The organism is Mesorhizobium sp. WSM4904 (genome assembly GCF_029674545.1).
Classification (GTDB): Bacteria; Pseudomonadota; Alphaproteobacteria; order Rhizobiales; family Rhizobiaceae; genus Mesorhizobium.
This window is the reverse complement of record NZ_CP121354.1, coordinates 807103-826445: the sequence shown is the minus strand read 5'-3', so window position 1 is coordinate 826445 and position 19343 is coordinate 807103. Positions and strand designations below refer to the sequence as shown.

19 protein-coding genes are annotated in these 19343 nt (G+C 65.6%); 10 read left to right on the top strand and 9 right to left on the bottom strand.

The genetic code is table 11. The annotated features are described in order from the left end of the window. The first annotated feature begins 136 nt into the window (after positions 1 to 136). The gene (locus QAZ47_RS03875) at positions 137 to 943 is read left to right on the top strand and encodes an undecaprenyl-diphosphate phosphatase (protein ID WP_278232580.1); all 807 of its coding nucleotides are present in this window, start codon (positions 137 to 139) and stop codon (positions 941 to 943) included. Between the two features lie 246 nt (positions 944 to 1189). Here the strand turns inward: QAZ47_RS03875 and QAZ47_RS03870 are convergent, their stop codons facing one another. Together QAZ47_RS03870 and rsmI are read right to left on the bottom strand one after the other, a co-directional pair. Continuing rightward, positions 1190 to 1567, bottom strand: coding sequence for a YraN family protein (locus QAZ47_RS03870; RefSeq protein ID WP_278232579.1), 378 nt, complete (start codon positions 1565 to 1567; stop codon positions 1190 to 1192). Positions 1568 to 1618: 51 nt separating this feature from the next. Further along, complete coding sequence (gene rsmI / locus QAZ47_RS03865; RefSeq protein ID WP_278232578.1) at positions 1619 to 2509, bottom strand: 16S rRNA (cytidine(1402)-2'-O)-methyltransferase; 891 nt, start codon at positions 2507 to 2509, stop codon at positions 1619 to 1621. 212 nt (positions 2510 to 2721) lie between these two features. Here rsmI and QAZ47_RS03860 point away from each other — a divergent pair, with 212 nt between their 5' ends. Beyond that, positions 2722 to 2910: a hypothetical protein gene (locus tag QAZ47_RS03860; protein ID WP_278232577.1), complete on the top strand. Its 189-nt coding sequence runs from the start codon at positions 2722 to 2724 to the stop codon at positions 2908 to 2910. A gap of 265 nt (positions 2911 to 3175) precedes the next feature. Here the strand turns inward: QAZ47_RS03860 and QAZ47_RS03855 are convergent, their stop codons facing one another. From QAZ47_RS03855 to rph, 5 genes are all read right to left on the bottom strand, one after another. Further along, entirely contained in the window at positions 3176 to 4081 is a 906-nt protein-coding gene (locus QAZ47_RS03855) for a transposase (protein ID WP_278233769.1), read from the bottom strand. A gap of 403 nt (positions 4082 to 4484) precedes the next feature. Then, entirely contained in the window at positions 4485 to 5663 is a 1179-nt protein-coding gene (gene hemW / locus QAZ47_RS03850; protein ID WP_278232576.1) for a radical SAM family heme chaperone HemW, read from the bottom strand. Next, positions 5660 to 6337 (bottom strand): RdgB/HAM1 family non-canonical purine NTP pyrophosphatase, encoded by a 678-nt coding sequence (gene rdgB, locus QAZ47_RS03845; RefSeq protein WP_278205648.1) that lies wholly within the window; start codon positions 6335 to 6337, stop codon positions 5660 to 5662. The genes hemW and rdgB overlap by 4 nt, the downstream gene beginning before the upstream one ends. Further along, the gene (locus tag QAZ47_RS03840; RefSeq protein ID WP_278232575.1) at positions 6337 to 6747 is read right to left on the bottom strand and encodes a VOC family protein; all 411 of its coding nucleotides are present in this window, start codon (positions 6745 to 6747) and stop codon (positions 6337 to 6339) included. The genes rdgB and QAZ47_RS03840 overlap by 1 nt, the downstream gene beginning before the upstream one ends. Positions 6748 to 6949: 202 nt before the next feature. Next, entirely contained in the window at positions 6950 to 7666 is a 717-nt protein-coding gene (gene rph, locus QAZ47_RS03835) for a ribonuclease PH (RefSeq protein ID WP_278232574.1), read from the bottom strand. 149 nt (positions 7667 to 7815) lie between these two features. Between rph and hrcA the strand changes: the two genes are divergently transcribed. The 5 genes from hrcA to cysK all read left to right on the top strand — a co-directional run bounded on the left by hrcA (position 7816) and on the right by cysK (position 13345). Next, the gene (gene hrcA / locus QAZ47_RS03830; protein ID WP_278232573.1) at positions 7816 to 8913 is read left to right on the top strand and encodes a heat-inducible transcriptional repressor HrcA; all 1098 of its coding nucleotides are present in this window, start codon (positions 7816 to 7818) and stop codon (positions 8911 to 8913) included. Positions 8914 to 8943: 30 nt separating this feature from the next. Continuing rightward, positions 8944 to 9141, top strand: a complete 198-nt coding sequence (locus tag QAZ47_RS03825) for a hypothetical protein (RefSeq protein ID WP_278077056.1) — start codon at positions 8944 to 8946, stop codon at positions 9139 to 9141. A gap of 384 nt (positions 9142 to 9525) precedes the next feature. After that, on the top strand, positions 9526 to 10866 hold the full coding sequence (locus tag QAZ47_RS03820) for a sorbosone dehydrogenase family protein (RefSeq protein ID WP_278232572.1): 1341 nt from the start codon (positions 9526 to 9528) through the stop codon (positions 10864 to 10866). A gap of 486 nt (positions 10867 to 11352) precedes the next feature. Continuing rightward, positions 11353 to 11970, top strand: coding sequence for a LysE family translocator (locus QAZ47_RS03815; protein ID WP_278232571.1), 618 nt, complete (start codon positions 11353 to 11355; stop codon positions 11968 to 11970). A 394-nt stretch (positions 11971 to 12364) separates the two neighbouring features. Then, a complete protein-coding gene (gene cysK, locus QAZ47_RS03810) occupies positions 12365 to 13345 on the top strand; it encodes a cysteine synthase A (protein ID WP_278077053.1) in 981 nt (326 codons plus the stop codon). 219 nt (positions 13346 to 13564) lie between these two features. Here cysK and QAZ47_RS03805 read toward each other — a convergent pair whose 3' ends face one another. Both QAZ47_RS03805 and QAZ47_RS03800 read right to left on the bottom strand, forming a co-directional pair. After that, positions 13565 to 14812, bottom strand: a complete 1248-nt coding sequence (locus QAZ47_RS03805) for an RNA polymerase sigma factor (RefSeq protein WP_278232570.1) — start codon at positions 14810 to 14812, stop codon at positions 13565 to 13567. A 6-nt stretch (positions 14813 to 14818) separates the two neighbouring features. Further along, positions 14819 to 15187: a YciI family protein gene (locus tag QAZ47_RS03800; RefSeq protein ID WP_278232569.1), complete on the bottom strand. Its 369-nt coding sequence runs from the start codon at positions 15185 to 15187 to the stop codon at positions 14819 to 14821. A gap of 257 nt (positions 15188 to 15444) precedes the next feature. Here QAZ47_RS03800 and QAZ47_RS03795 point away from each other — a divergent pair, with 257 nt between their 5' ends. From QAZ47_RS03795 to QAZ47_RS03785, 3 genes are all read left to right on the top strand, one after another. After that, the gene (locus QAZ47_RS03795; protein ID WP_278232568.1) at positions 15445 to 16404 is read left to right on the top strand and encodes a TAXI family TRAP transporter solute-binding subunit; all 960 of its coding nucleotides are present in this window, start codon (positions 15445 to 15447) and stop codon (positions 16402 to 16404) included. 232 nt (positions 16405 to 16636) lie between these two features. Next, the gene (locus QAZ47_RS03790) at positions 16637 to 18763 is read left to right on the top strand and encodes a TRAP transporter permease (RefSeq protein ID WP_278232567.1); all 2127 of its coding nucleotides are present in this window, start codon (positions 16637 to 16639) and stop codon (positions 18761 to 18763) included. Next, positions 18760 to 19140: a DUF1850 domain-containing protein gene (locus tag QAZ47_RS03785; RefSeq protein ID WP_278207784.1), complete on the top strand. Its 381-nt coding sequence runs from the start codon at positions 18760 to 18762 to the stop codon at positions 19138 to 19140. The genes QAZ47_RS03790 and QAZ47_RS03785 overlap by 4 nt, the downstream gene beginning before the upstream one ends. Positions 19141 to 19343: the final 203 nt, after the last annotated feature.

Below are 19343 nucleotides of genomic sequence, written 5' to 3'. Positions count from 1 at the left end.
TGGCGAATCGCCCCCTGCGCCGGTAAGTCTTGGCGGCCCGTCATGCGGCCGTCACGGTGTTGCGACCTATAGGGGGACTTCCGCGCCGTGACAAGCAAGCCGTTGTCTTCAGCTATCCCCGAATCCTGAGGTTGCCATGGAAAGCCAGACCATCGTCGAAGCGCTGCTGCTTGGGCTGCTGGAGGGCCTGACCGAGTTCATCCCGGTGTCCTCGACCGGCCACATCCTGCTCGCCGGCCATTTCCTCGGCTTCCATTCGACCGGCAAGGCCTTCGAGATCCTGATCCAGCTCGGCGCGATTCTCGCCATCCTCAGCGTCTACTTCCACCGCCTCTGGAAGATGCTGCTCGACCTGCCGCGTGACCGGCTGACCCGGCATTTCGTCATCGGCATCCTGATCGCCTTCCTGCCGGCCGCGGTCATCGGCGCGCTGGCGCACGACTTCATCAAGACCTTCCTGTTCGAATCGCCGCGGCTGATCTGCATCATGCTGATCATCGGCGGCGTGGTGCTGCTTGCCGTCGACCGCATGAACCTGAAGCCTGTCCATCACGACGTCGAGCGTTTCCCGTTGAGCCTTTATCTCAAGATCGGCCTGTTCCAGTGCCTGTCGCTCATCCCCGGCACCTCGCGCTCCGGTTCGACCATCGTCGGCGCGCTGCTTCTCGGCGTCGACAAGCGCGCGGCGGCGGAATTCTCCTTCTTCCTCGCCATGCCGACCATGGTCGGCGCCTTCGCCTTCGACCTGTTCAAGAACCGCAACGTGCTGACCTCGGCCGACCTGCCGATCATCACCGTCGGCTTCGTCGCCGCCTTCGTCAGCGCCCTGATCGTGGTCCGCTTCCTGCTCGATTACGTCTCGCGCAAAGGCTACGCGCTGTTCGGTTGGTGGCGCCTGGCGGTGGGCGGGCTCGGCCTGGTGGCGCTGATGATCTGGGGGTGAGCGGCAGCCTCCGCGCTTTCGTCATCCACGGGCGGAGCAAGGAGCGAAGCGACGCAGCGCAGACCCGAGGATCCATGCCGTGACGCTGATCGTAGAATGCAACGGTCGCGAATAAACCTCGCTAGGCGCAACGCTCTTGATGCAGATTCTGCACCGCAGAAGCGCGGAAAGGTCACGGCATGGATCCTAGGGTTTCCGCGACGTCGCTTCGCGACTGCTACACCCTAGGATGACGAAGGGAGGGGCTCAATTCCTTCCATAAAACGCATTCTCGACATGCACCGGCCAGCGCCAGGGCAGCACTGCCACCATGTCGAAGCGCACCGAAAGCCGGCCGTAGTCCGGCTGGCGCGACAGCCAGAGATCGGCGGCGCCCTCGATGCGCCGTTCCGACGCGTGGGCGATCGCCTCCATGGCTTCCAGCAGCGTGCGTCGCGCCTTGACCTCGACGAACAGCACGAGGTCGCCGCGCCTGGCGATCAGGTCGATCTCGCCGAGCCTGGTGCGGTGGCGGCGCGCGAGGATGCGGTAGCCCTTCAGCATCAGCGCCAGCGCCGCCAGCCATTCGCCGCGATGCCCGCGCCGATAGGCCTTTCGCCGATGGCCGACAGTGCGCTCAGCCATCTTTTTGCTTGACCATGATCTTATCCAAAAACCGGCTTCCACTTTTTGGGATCATGGTCTGTCCTTCAGCTCGAGCAGCCGACGGTAGAGCGCCTGCTTCTGCCCGCCGGTCATCTTCGCCGCTTCCGCCGCCGCCTTGGAGGCGGGCATTTCGGCAACCAGCGACAACAACAGCCGGTCGATATCGGCCGGCTGGTCCTCCCCCGCCTTCGGCGGGCCGACGCATATGACGATCTCGCCCTTCGGCGTATCGGCCGCCGCATAGTGATCGGCAAGCTCGCCGAGCGTGCCCGTCCGCATTTCCTCGAACGCCTTGGTCAGCTCGCGGCCGATCGCGCCTCGGCGCGTGCCGCCAAGCACTTCCACCATCGCACGAAGTGTCTCCGCCAGCCGACGGGGCGATTCATAGAAGATCAACGTTGCCGGCACCTGCCTGAAGCTTTCGAGCTTCGTCAGCCGCTGGCCTGCCTTGGCGGGCAGGAAACCAGCAAACAGGAAGGCGTCGGACGGCAGGCCGGAGGCCGTCAGCGCGGCAAGCGCGGCTGAAGGCCCCGGGATCGGCACGACGCGGATGCCATGCTCCAGCGCTTCGCCGACCAGTCGGTAGCCGGGATCGGAAACCAAAGGTGTGCCGGCGTCGGAGATCAGCGCCACGCTCTGCCCGGCCGCCAGCGCCTCGATCAGCTTCGGCCCGGCATCGGCGGCATTGTGTTCGTGATAGGCCGTGGTGCGGCGGCGGATGCCGTAGCGCTCGAGCAGCACGCGCGAGACGCGCGTGTCCTCGCAGGCGACGATATCGGCGGCGGCCAGCGTCTCCAGGGCGCGCAGCGTGATGTCGGCGAGATTGCCGATCGGCGTCGCCACCAGATAGAGCGCCGGCGCCAGCGGCCGCGCCGGCATCTCCGTCTGCCCGATCAGGTAGCTGCGTTTGTCGCCGGTCAAAAACACCCCCTCCGTCCAAGCAATTCCAGGAAAAGTGTAAGGCGGTTTTCCGTCCGGAATTGCGCAAGAACAAGTCTGTTTGGCACGGCTCACGCGCGGTTGCAAAACGTGAAGTCGAGGTAAGGAAATCGCCATGCCTTCGCCACAGTGAGGAACGAAACCGGCAGCGGTCGATTTAATCCCTGATTCCCGGGAGGAGGCAGGACCGGACGATGCCCAATCGCTTCGACATTTTCATCAGCCGACTTGAAAGCAAAACCGCCCGCGAGGGCATCCCCCCACATCCGATCGCCGCCCAGCCAGGCGGCCGCCGCGACAAGGCCGACCAGAAACGGGTCCGTTCAGACGAGGTGCATGCGGAAAAGACCCGCGGCAAGCACCGCCAGAAGCACGACGCGTGATTGGATAGTAGGACGCTCTCCCTCTGATGTAGCGTTCCTTCGCGCCCCCCTCTGTCCTGCCGGACATCTCCCCCACGAGGGCATATGCGCTAAGATAGCTTTGGCATGGCTTGAAATTTGCGTTTTCGCGGTGGCTCACGCCAACGATGCCGCAAGGCATGGAGATTTTGGCGCAAGCTTGCCAAGCGAGGCTGAGTAAAGATCGCTGCGATCAGCGAGGCGACGATCTGGCGGGTGGCGCGCCACAGCAGCGGGCGCCCGTCGCTCAAGGGGGAGAGACACCCAACTCCTGCGAGAGGGGTTCGGTCACAAGCGCGATGAGGAAGTGGGCAAGAATCCAAGGCTTTGCGATCCTTGGGTCTTTGGCGGGAGGCGCGCGCAGCCCGATCAGGCTCTTCAGACGCTTGAAGGCGAGCTCGATGCGCCAGCGCATGCGATAGAGCTTGAGAACCGTGCCGGCGGGAAACTCCTGCCGGTCAAGCGAGGTCACAAGGATGACGAAGCCGGCCGCAATCAGCGCCTCGGGTCGAACCTTGTTGCCCTTGGCCTTGGCTTCCTTGTTGATTTTGCGCCGCGCTTCTTGTGCCGCTGCCTCGGATTTGCGCAAGGCGATCAGGCGCATCTTCACAGGCTCGCCCTTCTTGAGGGCCAACCGGACAGGCGTTTCGAAGACTTCCTCGCGGCGGCTCTCCAGGTAGCCGATGAGATCGAACGCCTTGCCGTTGGCGTCGAGCCATCGCGCATTCTTCCACGACGCGCGCACGACAACGTCGCCGCCTTGCGCCATGACCCTTGCGATCCGCTCGGCCTGCAGATAGGCGCGGTCGCCGATGCGGATCTCGCCCGCCACCACCGGCACGCGGTCGATCAGCTCGGCCTCGCTTTGGTCGGTGATCTCGAGGAAATCGAACTGCTCGCGCTCAAGCTCGAAGGCGCAGTGCATGCGCCAAAGGCCATTGTTCTTCTTCTCATGCGCACCGGCCTTGGCAACCGCCGTCGCATCGAGGATGCGGATCAGCCGGCCCTTGGCCAAGCCTTTTTCCTCGCGCTTCAAAAGATGCCCAATCAACTGCTGCAGCCACGGCCCTGCATTGCGCAGCCGGCCGAGCAAGGCCACGTCCGAGATGTCGGCAATCCCGCTCGCCGCCGCCCAGGCCACGACGCCCCGCATGCCCACCTTGCCAAGGCAGTAAGCCAATGTCAGGCGCAACAGATCGCACGCCGACCGGATACCCCGCGGTCGCAGGAACGCCTTCGTCTCGCGCGCACTTCCTGCGATCAACTCTTCGCCGCCGAGAAGCGCAATCGTCTCGGCCCAGCCGTCATCAACAAGTGATTCGTGTGTCATCCTCAGCGTAGAATCACAACCGATTCCGCGCTGCAACACCTATCTTAGCGCCTATGCCCACGAGGGGGAGATTGGCAGCTCCGCGGCCCCGCTTGTCCTTCCGACGTTGGCGATTGGCGAAAGCCGGCATGACATCTGATCTCCCCCCTTGTGGGGGAGATGGCCGGCAGGCCAGAGGGGGGCGCTGTCCCGCCGACGCCACGAGTGTCGTCCCTGTAGCAAAAGCCTACCGCGCCAAATCCGCCACCACCGCATCGAGCACGATCATGCCGGCGGTCGTGGCGCGGAGGCGCGCGTTGCCGACCGGCGCCACCAGACCCTCTGCCTGCAACACCGACAACCTGTCGCTCGACAGGCCGCGCCCCGAGAGCGTTTCGTAGCGCTGAAGATCGATGCCTTCGGCAAGCCGCAATCCCATCAGCAGGAATTCGTCGGCCTCTTCCGCGCGGGTGAGAACTTCACCATCGGTGACGCCGTGGCCCCTGGCCTCGACCAGGTTGAGCCAGGTCTCCGGCATTTTTTCCGCGACCGTCACCGTGCGGCGGCCGTTCTCGACGAAGCGGCCATGCGCGCCCGGCCCGACGCCGACATATTCGCCGTAGCGCCAGTAGGTCAGGTTGTGCCGGCTTTCCGCTCCCGGTCGCGCGTGGTTGGAGATCTCATAGGCCGGCAGCCCACGCGCTGCGGTTACTTCCTGCGTCAGCGCATAAAGGTCGGCGGCATGGTCGTTGTCGGGCAGGACGAACTTGCGTGCCGCATGCAGCGCATGGAAGGGCGTGCCTTCCTCGATGGTGAGCTGGTAGAGCGACAGGTGGTCGGCGGCGTGCCCGATCGCTTCTTCGAGCTCCGAAGCCCAAGCCTCCGGCGTCTGGCCCGGCCGTGCGTAGATCAAATCGAAGGAAAGCCGCGGAAAGATTTCCCGGGCGAGTCCGATCGCGTGCAGCGCCTCCTCGACATTGTGCAGTCGGCCGAGGAAGCGCAGGTCCTTGTCGTTCAGCGCCTGCACGCCGAGCGACACGCGGTTGACTCCGGCCGCGCGATAGCCGCGGAAACGCTCGGCCTCGACCGAGGAAGGGTTGGCCTCCAGCGTCACCTCGATGCCGGCGGGCACCGTCCAGTTCTTCGCCACCGCCTCCAGCACCGCCGCGACGGTTTCCGGCTGCATCAGCGACGGCGTGCCACCGCCGAGAAAGATGCTGGTCACCTCGCGCGCGCCGGTGCGGTCGCGCATCGTCGCCAACTCCGTCTCGAAGGCGCGGGCAAACCGCTCCTGGTCGACCGGCTGGTGGCGGACATGGCTGTTGAAATCGCAGTAAGGGCACTTGGCCGCGCAAAACGGCCAATGGATATAGACCCCGAAGCCGGGGCTGCGGTCGAGCGGCATGCTCTGGCCGGTCCCGATCATTCCGAACCTTGCCTTGCCAAATCCAAGCGCGCCAAATCCAAGCGAGCTTGCGCGAATTTCTGGAAGGCGCGGGCGCGATGCGACAGCGCCGTCGCCTGGCCCGGCTTCCAGCCATGCTTTTGCTCGGCGCTCATCTCGCCGAACGTCTTGTCGAAGCCGTTGGGCAGGAACACCGGATCATAGCCGAAGCCGAGCGTGCCGCGCGGCGGCCACACCAGCGTGCCTTCGGCCTCGCCGCGGTAATATTCGGCATCGCCGTCCGGGAAGGCGAGGCAGATGACGGCGACGAAGCGGCCGGTGCGCTGCGCCGGCTCGGTCGCGCCGGCTTCCTGCAAAGCCGTTTCGGTCTTGCGCATGGCCATGCCGAAATCCCTGCTGCCGTCGGCAGTCTCGGCCCAGTTGGCGGTGTAGACGCCGGGCGCGCCGTCGAGCGCGTCGACGCAGAGCCCGGAATCGTCCGACAGCGCCGGCAGGCCGGTGGCCTTGGCCGCGGCGTATGCCTTGATATAGGCGTTCTCCTCGAAGGTGGTGCCGGTCTCGTCCGGTTCCGGCAGGCCGTATTCCTTGGCCGATTTCGCCTCGAAGCCGAACGGCGCCATCAGGTCGGCGAATTCGCGCAGCTTGCCTTCGTTGTGGCTGGCGACGACGATCTTTTGTCCGTTCAATGAATGCATCACAGGCCCCAGATCCTTGGCTCGGCGAACTCGATCGAATTGCCCGAAGGGTCGCGGATATAGATCGAGTGTCCGCCCTGCGGCCATTCGAAATCGCTTTCGATGGCGATGTTCTTCGCCGCCAGATGCTTGCGCCATTCGGTGATCTCGTCGGCGCTCGCGGCGAAACAGAGATGGCCCTCGCCGACCGTGCCGTGCGGCGGCACCTTCAGCCTGGCATCGGGCGCCGGCGGAATTTTCGTCGCCTCGGCGTTGAAGAGGAGCAGCACGCCGTTGCCGCAACGGAAGAAGGCATGGCGGCCCTCGACCTTGCCCACCGGCTCGAGGCCGATGATGTCGCGATAGAAGGCTTCGGCGGCGTCTAAATCCTTGACGTAGAGGGCGGCTTCGAGGATTGCCGAGGGTATCACGAGGCCCCCCTCTCTGCCCTGCCGGGCATCTCCCCCTCAAGGGGGGAGATTAGCTGCGGCTGCGCCGGCACCTCTCCTGCAACATTGGCGATTGGCGAAAGTCGTCGCGACAGCCAATCTCCCCCCTTGCGGGGGAGATGGCCGGCAGGCCAGAGGGGGGTGTGAAGGATCGCCAACCTCATTCGTTCTTCTCTGCGGCGCCCTACGCCACCGCCATCTGCTGCAAACTCACCAGCCGCGAAATACCCTTCTTCGCCAGCGCCATCAGCGCGGCAAACTGCTCCTCGGAGAAGGGCTCGCCTTCGGCGGTGCCCTGGATCTCGACGATGCCGCCCTTGCCGGTCATGACGAAATTGGCGTCGGTGCCGGCCGAGGAATCCTCGAGATAGTCGAGATCGATGACCGGCTGGCCGTCATGGATGCCGCAGGAGATCGCGGCGACATGGTCCTTCAAAACCTTGGAGACGCTCACCATCTGGCGCGCCTCCATCCAGCGCAGGCAATCGTAGAGCGCTACCCAGCCGCCGGTGATCGAGGCCGTGCGGGTGCCGCCGTCGGCCTGGATGACGTCGCAGTCGACGGTGATCTGCTGTTCGCCCAGCGCCTGCAGGTCGACCACCGCCCGCAGGCTCCGGCCGATCAGTCGCTGGATTTCCAGCGTGCGGCCGCCCTGCTTGCCGGCGGAGGCCTCGCGCCGCATTCGCTCGCCGGTCGAACGCGGCAGCATGCCGTATTCGGCCGTCACCCAGCCCCTGCCGGAATTGCGCATCCAGGCGGGCACTTTTTCCTCAAGGCTCGCCGTGCACAGCACATGCGTGTCGCCGAACTTCACCAGGCACGAGCCTTCGGCATGCTTGGAGACGCCGCGCTCGAAGGAGATGGCGCGCATTTCATCGGCTTGGCGTTTGGAGGGGCGCATAGAGGCTCTTTCTGCTCTTTTGGATTCGTCGGCGGCTTGTAGACGCATGCGGCCTTACGCGCAAAGGAAAAGGGGGCGCAAAGGAAAACGGGGGCCGGGTTGCCATTGGGGCGGGAGTCTATATCTTCTAACAGGAGGTTTTGACTGGAATGAACAAGGCAGTCGATCCCGCGTCGCAGTCGCCGGTGCTTCAATCGCCCGTACTTCAATCGCTCGACATGCGTTCGCGCGACATCTTCAGGCGGATTGTCGATTCCTATCTGCGCGACGGTGAGCCCGTCGGCTCGCGCAGCCTGTCGCGCATCCTGCCCTCGTCGCTGTCGCCGGCCACCATCCGCAACGTGATGAGCGACCTCGAGCATCTCGGTCTTATCTACGCTCCGCACGTCTCGGCCGGCCGGCTGCCGACCCAGACCGGCCTGCGTTTCTTCGTCGACGCCTTCATGGAGCTCGGCGATCTGTCCGACGAGGAGCGCCGCGTCATCGAGGCGCAGGTGCGTGCCTCGGGCTCGGGCGCGACGCTGGAGCATATGCTGACCGAGGCCAGCCAGATGCTGTCGGGCATGTCGCGCGGCGCCGGCCTGGTGCTCGCCGCCAAGAACGAGGTGGCGCTCAAGCACATCGAGTTCATCCAGCTCGAACCCACCAAGGCGCTTGCCGTCATGGTGTCGCAGAGCGGCGACGTCGAGAACCGCGTCGTCGACCTGCCCGCCGGCATCACCGTCTCGCAGCTGCACGAGGCCTCGAACTTCCTCAACGCCCATATTCGCGGCCGCACGCTGGCCGAGGCGCGCGTCGAGATCGCCCGCATCAAGGACGAGACGAGGGCGGCCCTCGACACGCTGTCGCAGGACCTGGTCGAGAAGGGCCTCGCGGTCTGGGCCGGCGCCGAAAGCGGCCTGCCGGCGCGCCTCATCGTGCGCGGCCGCGCCAATCTTCTGGAGAACGTCACCGCCCAGGCCGACCTCGAATTGCTGCGCCATCTGTTCGAGGATTTGGAAACGCAGGACGGCCTGCTGCAGCTCCTCGACCTTGCCGAGGAAGGTCCGGGCGTGCGCATCTTCATCGGCTCGGAGAACAAGCTGTTTTCGCTGTCCGGCTCGTCGCTCGTGGTCGCGCCCTATCGCGACAAGGACGCACGCGTCGTCGGCGCGCTCGGCGTCATCGGCCCGACCCGGCTCAACTACGCCCGCATCGTGCCTATGGTCGACTACACTGCCCAATTGATTTCGCGCATGCTGAGGTAGGCGAGCGGGATCGCCGCAAGGAGGGTGGAAATGGCGCTGGAATCGTTCAAGGCCCAGATCAGCCTGCTGCTCGAGGAAATGGTGAACCAGCCGCAGGACGAGCACGAGGTGCAGGAACAGCTGCGCGAGAAGCTCAGGGAAATGCGCGCCATGGGCCTGCCGCTGCCGGCCGATCTGGTCGCGCTGGAAAAGCGGCTCGACGAGGACCTTGACGTCGAAGAGAGCTGACCGGGCCCCGGAACCGCCAAGAAATCGGGCCACCCCTCTTTTCGGAACGCCTGTCGATCCTAGTTTCCTGGCACGGAAATTTGATCGGTCGGCTGGTGCTTGCGTTGTCAGGTTGCCTTGGAGATTGGCTGAGGCGCCTTTAGCTTCGTCATCCTGGGGCGGAGCAAGGAGCGAAGCGACGCAGCGCAAACCCCAGGATCCATGCCGTGACTTGGAGGTGTTGCGACGGTGCAGAATTCTGCTCCGCAGCGCTCTACGATTAAGGTCACGGAATGGATTCCAGGGTCTCCGCGACGGAGCTTCGCTCCTGCTTCGCCCTGGAATGACGACGTCGAGGCGGCCTCAGCCGATTGCGACACGGCGGCGCAAACCATGGAGAGCAGCATGATACGGATCGCCGGCCTTGCAGGCATTGTCTGGCTCCTGGCTTCCGGAGCCTTCGCGCAGCAGGCCGACCGACCGTTGCTCACAGGCGAAAAGGCTTTCGGCGACTGGAAAGCCGACCGGCCCGGCATGCGCCGCCTGATCAGGCCGCGCGACCTGCCGTCTCCCCGCATCGGCAGGTTGGCATCGAATGCCCCCGGCCTGGGCGACCGCCCCGAAGGCGCGATGCCGATAGTGCCGCCCGGCTTTTCCGCGGAACTGGTTGCCTCCGGCATAGACAATCCGCGTGTCGTGCGCGTCGCGCCGAACGGCGACCTCTTCGTCGCCGACAGCGAAGCCAACCGGATCCGCGTCTACCGCCTGGCTGCGGGCAGCGCGAAACCGGCGGAAAAATCCATCTTCGCCGAAGGCCTCAGCCAGCCCTACGGCATCGCCTTCTACCCGCCGGGCGACAAACCGCAATGGATCTATGTCGCCAACAGCGACAGCGTGGTTCGCTTTGCCTATCGCGACGGCGACCTCGAGGCTTCCGGCGAGCCGGAAACCATCGTCGAGAAGATTCCGGCCAGTCATCACTGGACCCGCGACATCGCCTTCTCGCCCGACGGCAAGACGCTCTATCTGTCGGTCGGCTCGGGCTCGAACGTCGGCGAGGACATGGGCGCCAGGCCGAAAGGCGGTCTCGAGGAATGGGCGAGATCGCAACCGCTCGGTGCCGCCTGGGGCTCGGAGGCGGGTCGCGCCGACGTGCTCGCCTTCGACCCCGACGGCCAGAACCGCAGGATGGTCGCCACCGGCCTGCGCAACTGCTCGGGCATGACCGTACAGCCGGCGACGGGCGCGCTCTGGTGCGTCGTCAACGAGCGCGACGAGCTCGGCGACAACGTGCCGTTCGAATACGCAACGGCCGTCAAGGACGGCGCCTTCTATGGCTGGCCCTGGTACTATATCGGCTCCAACGAGGATCCGCGCCACAAGGGCGCGCGCCCCGACCTCGCCGGCAAGGTCACGGTGCCCGACGTGCTGATGCAGGCGCATTCGGCACCCCTCAACATCGCCTTCTACGAAGGCGGCAACTTCCCGGCCGACTACAAGGGCGACGCCTTCGTCGCCCTGCACGGCTCGTGGAACCGCAACGTCCGCAGCGGCTACAAGGTGGTGCGGCTGAAATTCAAGGACGGCAAGCCGACCGGCGAGTATGAGGACTTCGCCACCGGCTTCGTCATTTCGGATGACGAGGTCTGGGGTCGGCCGGTGGGCGTGGCGGTGGCGAAGGACGGCGCGCTGATTCTCACCGAGGACGGCAACGGCACCATCTGGCGTATTACGTATGGCGGCTAGCTGTTCGACAGAGGGCTTTTAGCAGGCTGCCGCTTGTCAACGGACAAGGCTTTCCCATTCCCATGAAATCAGCGAAAACGCTGGAGATTGGGCGAAGCCTCCCCCAACCTCGTCATTCCAGGGCGGAGCAGCCGCGAAGCGGCGTCGCGTAGACCCTGGAATCCATTCCGTGACCTTGATCGAAGGGTGCAGCGGAGCCGAACTCTGCACCGCGGCAGCGCTCGGAAGTCACGGAATGGATCCTCGGGTCTGCGCGCGTCGCTTCGCTCCTTGCTCCGCCCGTGGATGACGAGGCCGGGCCGTTTCGGCCAATCTCCAACGCACCCCGTCGGCGCGACCGGCCAAAAATGCTTATGCCGGGAACCACCTCCCGGCCGAGCTGGCACAACGAAACCCGCCGCAAGGGAATTACGCGCGACCGGGCATCATGATAAAAGCCGCGTTCCACACCGGTCCCTTGGAGCCACACCCCGAAGGCCTGCAACCATGACACTCACCGGATTCCTCGCTTACAGCGCCGCCCTCGGCGTCGCCGCCGCCATTCCAGGCCCCGGCGTCACCGCGCTTGTCGCCCGCGCGCTCGGCTCCGGCTTCCGCTCCTCGCTGGCGATGTCGTTCGGCCTGATGCTCGGCGACATCACCTATCTCACCGCCGTCGTGCTCGGCCTCGCCTTCGTCGCGCAGACCTTCGGTATGGTCTTCCTCGCCATCAAATGGGCGGGTGTCGCCTATCTCGCTTTCCTCGCCTGGCGCTTCTGGACCAGCGGCATCTCGCCCGAGACCGTCGAGGCGCGCAAGGGCAAGGGCGGCTTCGTGGCAAGCTTCCTTGCCGGGCTGACGGTGACGCTCGGCAATCCGAAGACGATGATCTTCTATCTCGCCATCACGCCGACCATCGTCGACCTGAAGACCATCACGCTGGCCGACTACGGCATCCTCGTCACGCTCACCGTTCTCGTGCTGTTCGTGGTGCTGGTGCCTTATCTGGCGCTGGCCGCGAAGGCGCGCTGGTTCCTGAAGTCGCCGCGCGCGCTCAGGGCGCTGAACCGCACCGCCGCCGGCTTCATGATGGGTGCGGCCGCGGCCATCGCCGCTCGTCAATAGCTCTTTCGTCATCCCAGGGCGAAGCGAAGCGTAGACCCTGGGATCCATGCCGTGACGCCACACGAAAAGTGCAGCGGTTCAGAACCAGGCTCCGCGGATCACCGACATCGGATGTCCGGACCAAAGCCTGCACCGCTGCGGCTCTCTGATGTCACGGCATGGATCCTGGGGTCTGCGCCGCGTCGCTTCGCTCCTTGCTCCGCCCCAGGATGACGAAGCTGGGGAGCTTCGGCTATATCGAACCTCCGACAAGTGGCGTGAAAGGAATCGTATTTTCCGGCGCGGGGTGGTTTTCAGCAACCGCCCCACTCGGATATTTTCGGCGGCCGGCCTATCTTGCGCGGCTGAAAGCCTTATTCTGTTTGCCTATGCCTTTGCCTTGGGAGCGAAACCAATGAACAAGCCCGTCACCTCCGCGCGTGTCCCCGGCCGCGGCCGCATCTTCAACTCGATCACCGAGACGATTGGAGACACGCCGCTGGTTCGGCTGGATAAATTCGCCAAGGAGAAGGGCATCGTCGCCAATGTCCTCGCCAAGCTCGAATTCTTCAACCCGATCGCTTCGGTCAAGGACCGTATCGGCGTCGCCATGATCGAGGCGCTGGAGGAGGCCGGCAAGATCGCGCCCGGCAAGACCACGCTGATCGAGCCGACCTCCGGCAACACCGGCATCGCGCTGGCCTTCGCAGCGGCAGCCAAGGGCTACAAGCTGATCCTCACCATGCCGGAGACGATGTCGGTCGAGCGCCGCAAGATGCTGGCGCTGCTTGGCGCCGAGCTGGTGCTCACCGAAGGGCCGAAAGGCATGAAGGGCGCCATCGCCAAGGCCGACGAGCTTGCCGCGACGCTGCCCAACGCCATCATCCCGCAGCAGTTCGAGAACCCGGCCAACCCGGAGATCCACCGCCGTACCACGGCGGAGGAGATCTGGAACGACACCAATGGCGAGGTCGACATCTTCGTCGCCGGCATCGGCACGGGGGGCACCATCACCGGCGTCGGCCAGGTGCTGAAGAAGCGCAAGCCCTCGCTGCATGTCGTGGCGGTCGAGCCGGAGGCCTCGCCGGTGCTCTCCGGCGGCCAGCCCGGCCCGCACAAGATTCAAGGCATCGGCGCCGGCTTCGCGCCCAAGATTCTCGACACCTCGATCTATGACGAGATCGTCAGGGTCTCGAACGAGGATTCGGTCGCCAATGCGCGCCTCGTCGCCCGCCTCGAAGGCGTCCCGGTCGGCATCTCGTCGGGAGCCGCGCTCCAGGCGGCGATCGTCGTCGGCTCGCGGCCGGAGAACAAGGGCAAGAACCTCGTCGTCGTCATCCCGTCCTTCGCCGAGCGCTACCTCTCGACGATCCTGTTCGACGGGTTGGGGGCGTAGGCCGAAGCCTCCGAACCTCGTCATCCACGGGCGGAGCGAGGAGCGAAGCGACGCGCGCAGACCCGAGGATCCATTCCGTGACATCAAGGCGTAGCAACGGTGCAGAATTCTGCTCCGCTTGCATCCGTCGGCCAAGGTAACGGAATGGATTCCAGGGTCTCCGCGACGCCGCTTCGCGGCTGCTCCGCCCTGGAATGACGAGGTTGGGGGCTTCCTGCCCTAACCCCTAACAAGCTTCGCCTTCTCGCCCTGCAGGAAACGCCGCAGCGCCGGGTCGCGCTCGAGGCCGATCGCCCGGTCGTAGGACTGGGCCGCCTGCTTCGTGTTGCCGAGCCTGGCCAACAGCCCGGCGCGGGCGGCCCAATAGGGCTGGTAGTCCTGCAGCCTTCTGTCCTCGCCCAGCACATAAAGCGCCGCCAGGCCGGCCGAAACCCCCTCGGTTTCGGCGATCGCCACCGCACGGTTGATCGCCACCACCGGCGATTCGGCCACGGCCTGCAGCGCGTCGTAAAGCTGGCGGATCGCCGCCCAGTCCGTGCCGCAGCCCCGCCGGCGCGCCGTATGCGCGGACTGCACGGCGGCCTCCAGCTGGTAGCGGCCGATGATGCCCCTTTGCGCGGCGCGCACCAACAAGGCTTCCGCCTCGTCGATCAGGCCGCCGTCCCAGAGCGCGATATCCTGCTCGGCCAAGGGCACGAAATCCCCTTGCGCGCCGCGCCTCGCCGAGCGTCGCGCCTCGGCAAACAGCATCAGCGCCAGCAGCCCGAGCACTTCCGGCTCGTCCGGCATCAGCGAGGCGACCAGCCGTCCAAGCCAGATGCCTTCGGTGGCGAGATTGCGCCGCCGGGTGTCGGTGCCGGTCGGGTCCGACCAGCCTTCGGCGAAGGTGGCGTAGATCGCCTCCAGCACCGCGCCCAGCCGATCGCCGAGTTCCGCCTGCTCCGGCACGCGGAACGGAATCCCGGTCTCGCGGATGCGCGCCTTGGCCCGCACCAGCCGCTGGCCCATCGTTGCCGGCGAGACCAGAAAGGCCGAGGCGATCGTCGCGGCGTCGAAACCGAGGATCGTCTGCAGGATCAGCGGCGCGCGCACGCTGGTGTCGATCGCCGGGTGGGCGCAGGCGAACATCAGCCGCAACCTGTCGTCCGGCAGCTCCTCGCCGTTCATGCGCGCCTCCATCTCTTCGGCGATCAGCTTCAGGTGATCGCGCGCCGCCTCGCCGGTCAGCCGCCGCCGCACTGCGTCCACCTCGCGCCGGCGCGCCACCGACAGCAGCCAGGCTTCCGGTTGCTCCGGCACGCCGGCTCGGGGCCAGCGTTCGAGCGCGGCGGCGAAGGCGTCGGCCAGCGCGTCCTCGGCGCCGGCGACGTCGCGCGTACGCGCCGCGACCCACGCGACCAGCTTGCCGTAGCTGCGCCGGGCGGCCGCTTCCGCCGCCGCCCGCGCGATCCCCGAGCGATCATCCATCGCGGGTCACTCCGCGGCGACGTACTCGGCCATTTCCCAGATCGGCCGCACCTCGACCGTGCCGGTGGAGGACGCGGGGCAGCGCGCACCCCATTCGATGGCCGTGTCGATGTCGGCCGCCTCGATCATGTAGAAGCCCGCCAATTGCTCCTTGGTGTCGGCATAGGGGCCATCGAGCACATTGGTCTTGCCGCTGGCCAGCCGCACCGAGGTGGCCGCCTGGGTCGGACGCAGCCGCTCGCCGGCGATATAAGCGCCGGATTTCTTGAGCGCCTCGGTATAGGCGCCGTAGGCCGCGAGGGTCTGTTGGGTTTGCTCTTTCGGAGCGTTCGCCATCGCGGCTTCGTCATTATAGATCAAAAGCATGTATCGCATGGTCTTCTCCCGTTTTCTGAAGGCCGCATCGTCGCGTGCCGACCTATGTCGTGCGGCGTCGGCCGATTTCGACAGGCGTCCGAAAAATCTTTCGTCCCCAAAGCAATCGAGCGCAAGCCGGCGCTTTTCGCCACCACTCAACCGTTCGTCTAATGGCTGCAATTGCGGGTTGGCATTTGTCGCTCGCTGTCTAAACTCCCCCGAATTCGTGCCGGGGGAGGCGGCGCGGCGCGATCGTTTCAGGAGGAGGAAACCCTATGCTCGATTTCAGGACGAAATTTGTTGCCGCCGGCGCGCTGGCGCTGTCGCTCGGCCTCGGCGCCATGTCGGCCGGGGCGCAGGAATTCATCAACGTGCTGACCGGCGGCACGTCGGGCGTCTATTATCCGCTCGGCGTCGCGCTGTCCGAGATTTACGGCAAGGGCATCGAAGGCGCCCGCACCCAGGTGCAGGCAACGAAGGCCTCGGTCGAGAACCTCAACCTGCTGCAGCAGGGCAAGGGCGAGATAGCCTTCGCGCTCGGCGATTCGGTGAAGCTCGCCGCCGAAGGCAACACCGAGGCTGGCTTTCCCGGCAAGCTCGACAAGTTGCGCGGCATTGCCGCCATCTATCCCAACTACATCCAGATCGTCGCCAGCAAGGAGTCCGGCATCAAGACGCTCGCCGACCTCAAGGGCAAGAGCCTGTCGGTCGGCGCGCCTGCTTCCGGCACCGAACTCAACGCCCGTGCCATTTTCGCCGCCGCCGGGCTGAAATATGAGGATCTCGGACGGGTAGAATATCTGCCCTTCGCCGAATCGGTGGAGCTGATCAAGAACCGCCAGCTCGACGCCACGCTGCAATCCGCGGGCCTCGGCGTCGCCTCGATCCGCGACCTCGCCACCTCGGTGCCGATCAACGTCGTCGCCGTGCCGGCCGAGGACGTCGCCAAGATCGGCTCGCCCTATATTTCGGTGGTCATTCCCAAGGGAACCTATGAGGGCCAGACGGAAGATGTCGCGACCGCCGCTGTGGGTAATTTCCTCGTCACCAGGGCCGACGTTTCCGACGAGACCGCCTATCAGATGACCAAGCTGATGTTCGACCATCTCGATCAGCTCGCCGCCGCCCATGCCGCCGCCAAGGCGATCGATCCGGCCAAGGCGCTCAACGGCATGCCGGTGCCGCTGCATCCCGGCGCGGAGAAATATTACAAGGAAAAAGGGCTGCTGAAATAAGGGAGGTAGTGCACCAGTCCCATATGTCTTCGCCAGGCACCCCCCTCTGGCCTGCCGGCCATCTCCCCCTCAAGGGGGGAGATTGGCTGTCATCGCGGCTTTCGCAAATCGCCAACATTGCAGATGAAACGCCAGCACCCAAGCTGCCGATCTCCCCCCTTGAGGGGGAGATGCCCGGCAGGGCAGAGGGGGGTGCCTCGCGCTACATCTCGCTTGCTTGGGAACGCGTCGGATGAGCGAAGCAAAGTCTGGAACGACAAGCGGCGGCAACTCGGCCACTTTTCATCTCCCTGTCGTCGAGGAGCAAGTCGAGGGCCTGCCGCCGGGCTTCGGCGAAGGTATCGCCGGGAAGGCGGCCTTCCTGATTGCCGTCGCCTTTTCCGTTTTCCAGATCTACATCGCCGCCTATGGCAGCCTGCCCAGCCAGGTGGTGCGAGCCATGCATGTCGGCTTCCTGCTGCTGCTTGGCTTCGGCCTGATCGCCAATCTGCGCGCCACCGGCATGGCGGCGAAAACCGCTTTTTGGACGCTCGGTGGGCTGGGCTTCGCCACCGGCCTCTACAATTGGGTGTTCTATACCGATCTCATCCGCCGCTCCGGCTTCCTCACCGCGCCGGACCTGATCGTCGGCACGCTGCTGGTGGTGCTGGTCTTCGAGGCGGCGCGGCGGCTGATGGGGCTGCCGCTCGCGGTCATCGCCTTCATCTTCATCGCCTATTGCTTCGTCGGCAATCATCTGCCGCCGCCCTTCGTCCATCGCGGCTACGATTTCGCCCAACTGGTCGACACCTTCGCCTATGGCACCGAGGGCATATACGGCACGCCGGTCTATGTTTCGGCGGCTTACATCTTCATCTTCGTGGTCTTCGCGGCCTTCCTCGAGCGCGCCGGCATGATCGCGCTGTTCAACGATTTCGCGCTCGGCCTGGTCGGCTCCTGGCGCGGCGGCCCGGCCCAGGTCTGCGTGCTCTCCTCGGCGCTGATGGGCACCATCTCCGGTTCGGGCGTCGCCAATGTGGTGGCTAGCGGCCAGTTCACCATCCCGCTGATGAAGCGCTTCGGCTTCCGCTCGGCCTTTGCCGGGGCCGTCGAGGCGACCTCCTCGATGGGCGGCCAGATCATGCCGCCGGTGATGGGCGCGGTCGCCTTCATCATGGCCGAGACGCTGAACATCGCCTATGCCGAGGTGGTGAAGGCGGCGATCATTCCGGCGCTGCTCTATTTCGGCGCCTGTTTCTGGCAGGTGCATCTGGAGGCCGGCAAGGCCGGCCTGCGCGGCATGGCCAAGGGTGACCTGCCCAACCCCTGGGAAGCGGTTGGAAAGCACTGGCCGCTGGTGCTGCCGCTCGCCGTTCTCGTCTATCTTCTGTTTGCCGGCTACACGCCGATCTTCGCCGGTACGATGGGTCTGGCGCTGACCATCGTGCTGATCCTCGGCACGCCGCTGGCGGCCTTGATCGGACCGTTCGCCTTCCGCGTCGTCTTCTGGCTGGCGCTTGGCCTTGCCGCCGCCTCCTTCATGCGGTTCGGCGTCGATAGCCTCGGCCTGGTCATCGCGGCGCTCATCATCGCCTGCTTCACGTTCAGGGGTGGGCGCGAGACGCTGCGCATCTGTGTCGACTCGCTGGCCGAAGGGGCGAAGAACGCGCTGCCGGTCGGCATCGCCTGCGCCATCGTCGGCATCGTCATCGGCACGCTGACGCTGACCGGCATCGCCTCGACCTTCATCGGCTGGATCATCTCCATCGGCGAGAACAATCTGTTCCTGTCGCTGGTGCTGACCATGCTTACCTGCCTGGTGCTCGGCATGGGCATCCCGACCATCCCCAACTACATCATCACCTCCTCCCTGGCCGGTCCGGCGCTGCTGTCGCTCGGCGTGCCGCTCATCGTCAGCCACATGTTCGTTTTCTATTTCGGCATCATGGCCGACCTCACCCCGCCGGTGGCGCTTGCCGCCTTCGCCGCCGCTCCCATGGCCAGGGAAAGCGGCCTCAAGATCGGCATCCAGGCGACCAAGCTCGCCATCGCCGGCTTCGTCGTGCCGTTCATGGCGGTCTACACGCCGGCGCTGATGCTGCAGGATGCCGGCCCGATCGCGGCTTCGTTCGGTTATCCCGTCGAGGTCGCCTACATCGTCGTCAAGGCCTGCATGGGTATCGTGCTCTGGGGCGCCGCCGCCGTCGGCTTCCTTGCCCGCCGCATGGCCTGGTGGGAGCGCTTGGTCGCGTTCGCCGCCGGCGTGCTTCTGGTGGCGGCGCTGCCGCTTACCGACGAGACCGGCTGGGCGCTGGCGTTGGTATGGATCGGCTGGCATTGCTGGCGCGCCAACCAGGCTTCGGTAAGGGACGCTGCGTGAGCCTCTGTATCCTTGCTGGCGGGAAAACGATGGTTCTGGCCACGGCCGCCTTCACGCTGTCCTGGACACATTCGGTGGAGCGGACGCGTTGGCAGGAGGACTGGAATGTGACGTCTTCGGGTCTACTGATCGTCGAAGCGCGCGTCAAAGGCTCCGGCGCCGGCATGGAGCCGCCCGAGGGCTCAGTGCTGCGGGACGGCTGGTGGGTCTATGCGCCGCGGATCGGCGCTCAGCCGCGCCTTGTGCTTGCGGCTTCCGGCGCGACCGGGGAAGGCTGGACGCTGTGCACGGCCGAAGATTGCAGGGAGCTGGGCAAGGCGGCAACGGATGCGATTATGCTCGAACCTTGCGAGGGCTCGGGCAAGCCGGCGCCATGATGCGGGATCAGGAGCAGCGCAAATTCGCGGCTGGACAAAGGGACGTTTCGGTTGGGGCAGGTCGGTCATGTCGGCCCCGGCTGTTTGTGCCCCTGTACAATCAAGGGGACACTAAGCCGGCCGCCGGCGGCGTCAAAGGCGCGGCGTTGTCGCACGCCTGCCGTCGGCGACGGCGGGGCGCTCGTCACGATAGGTCGTGGCGC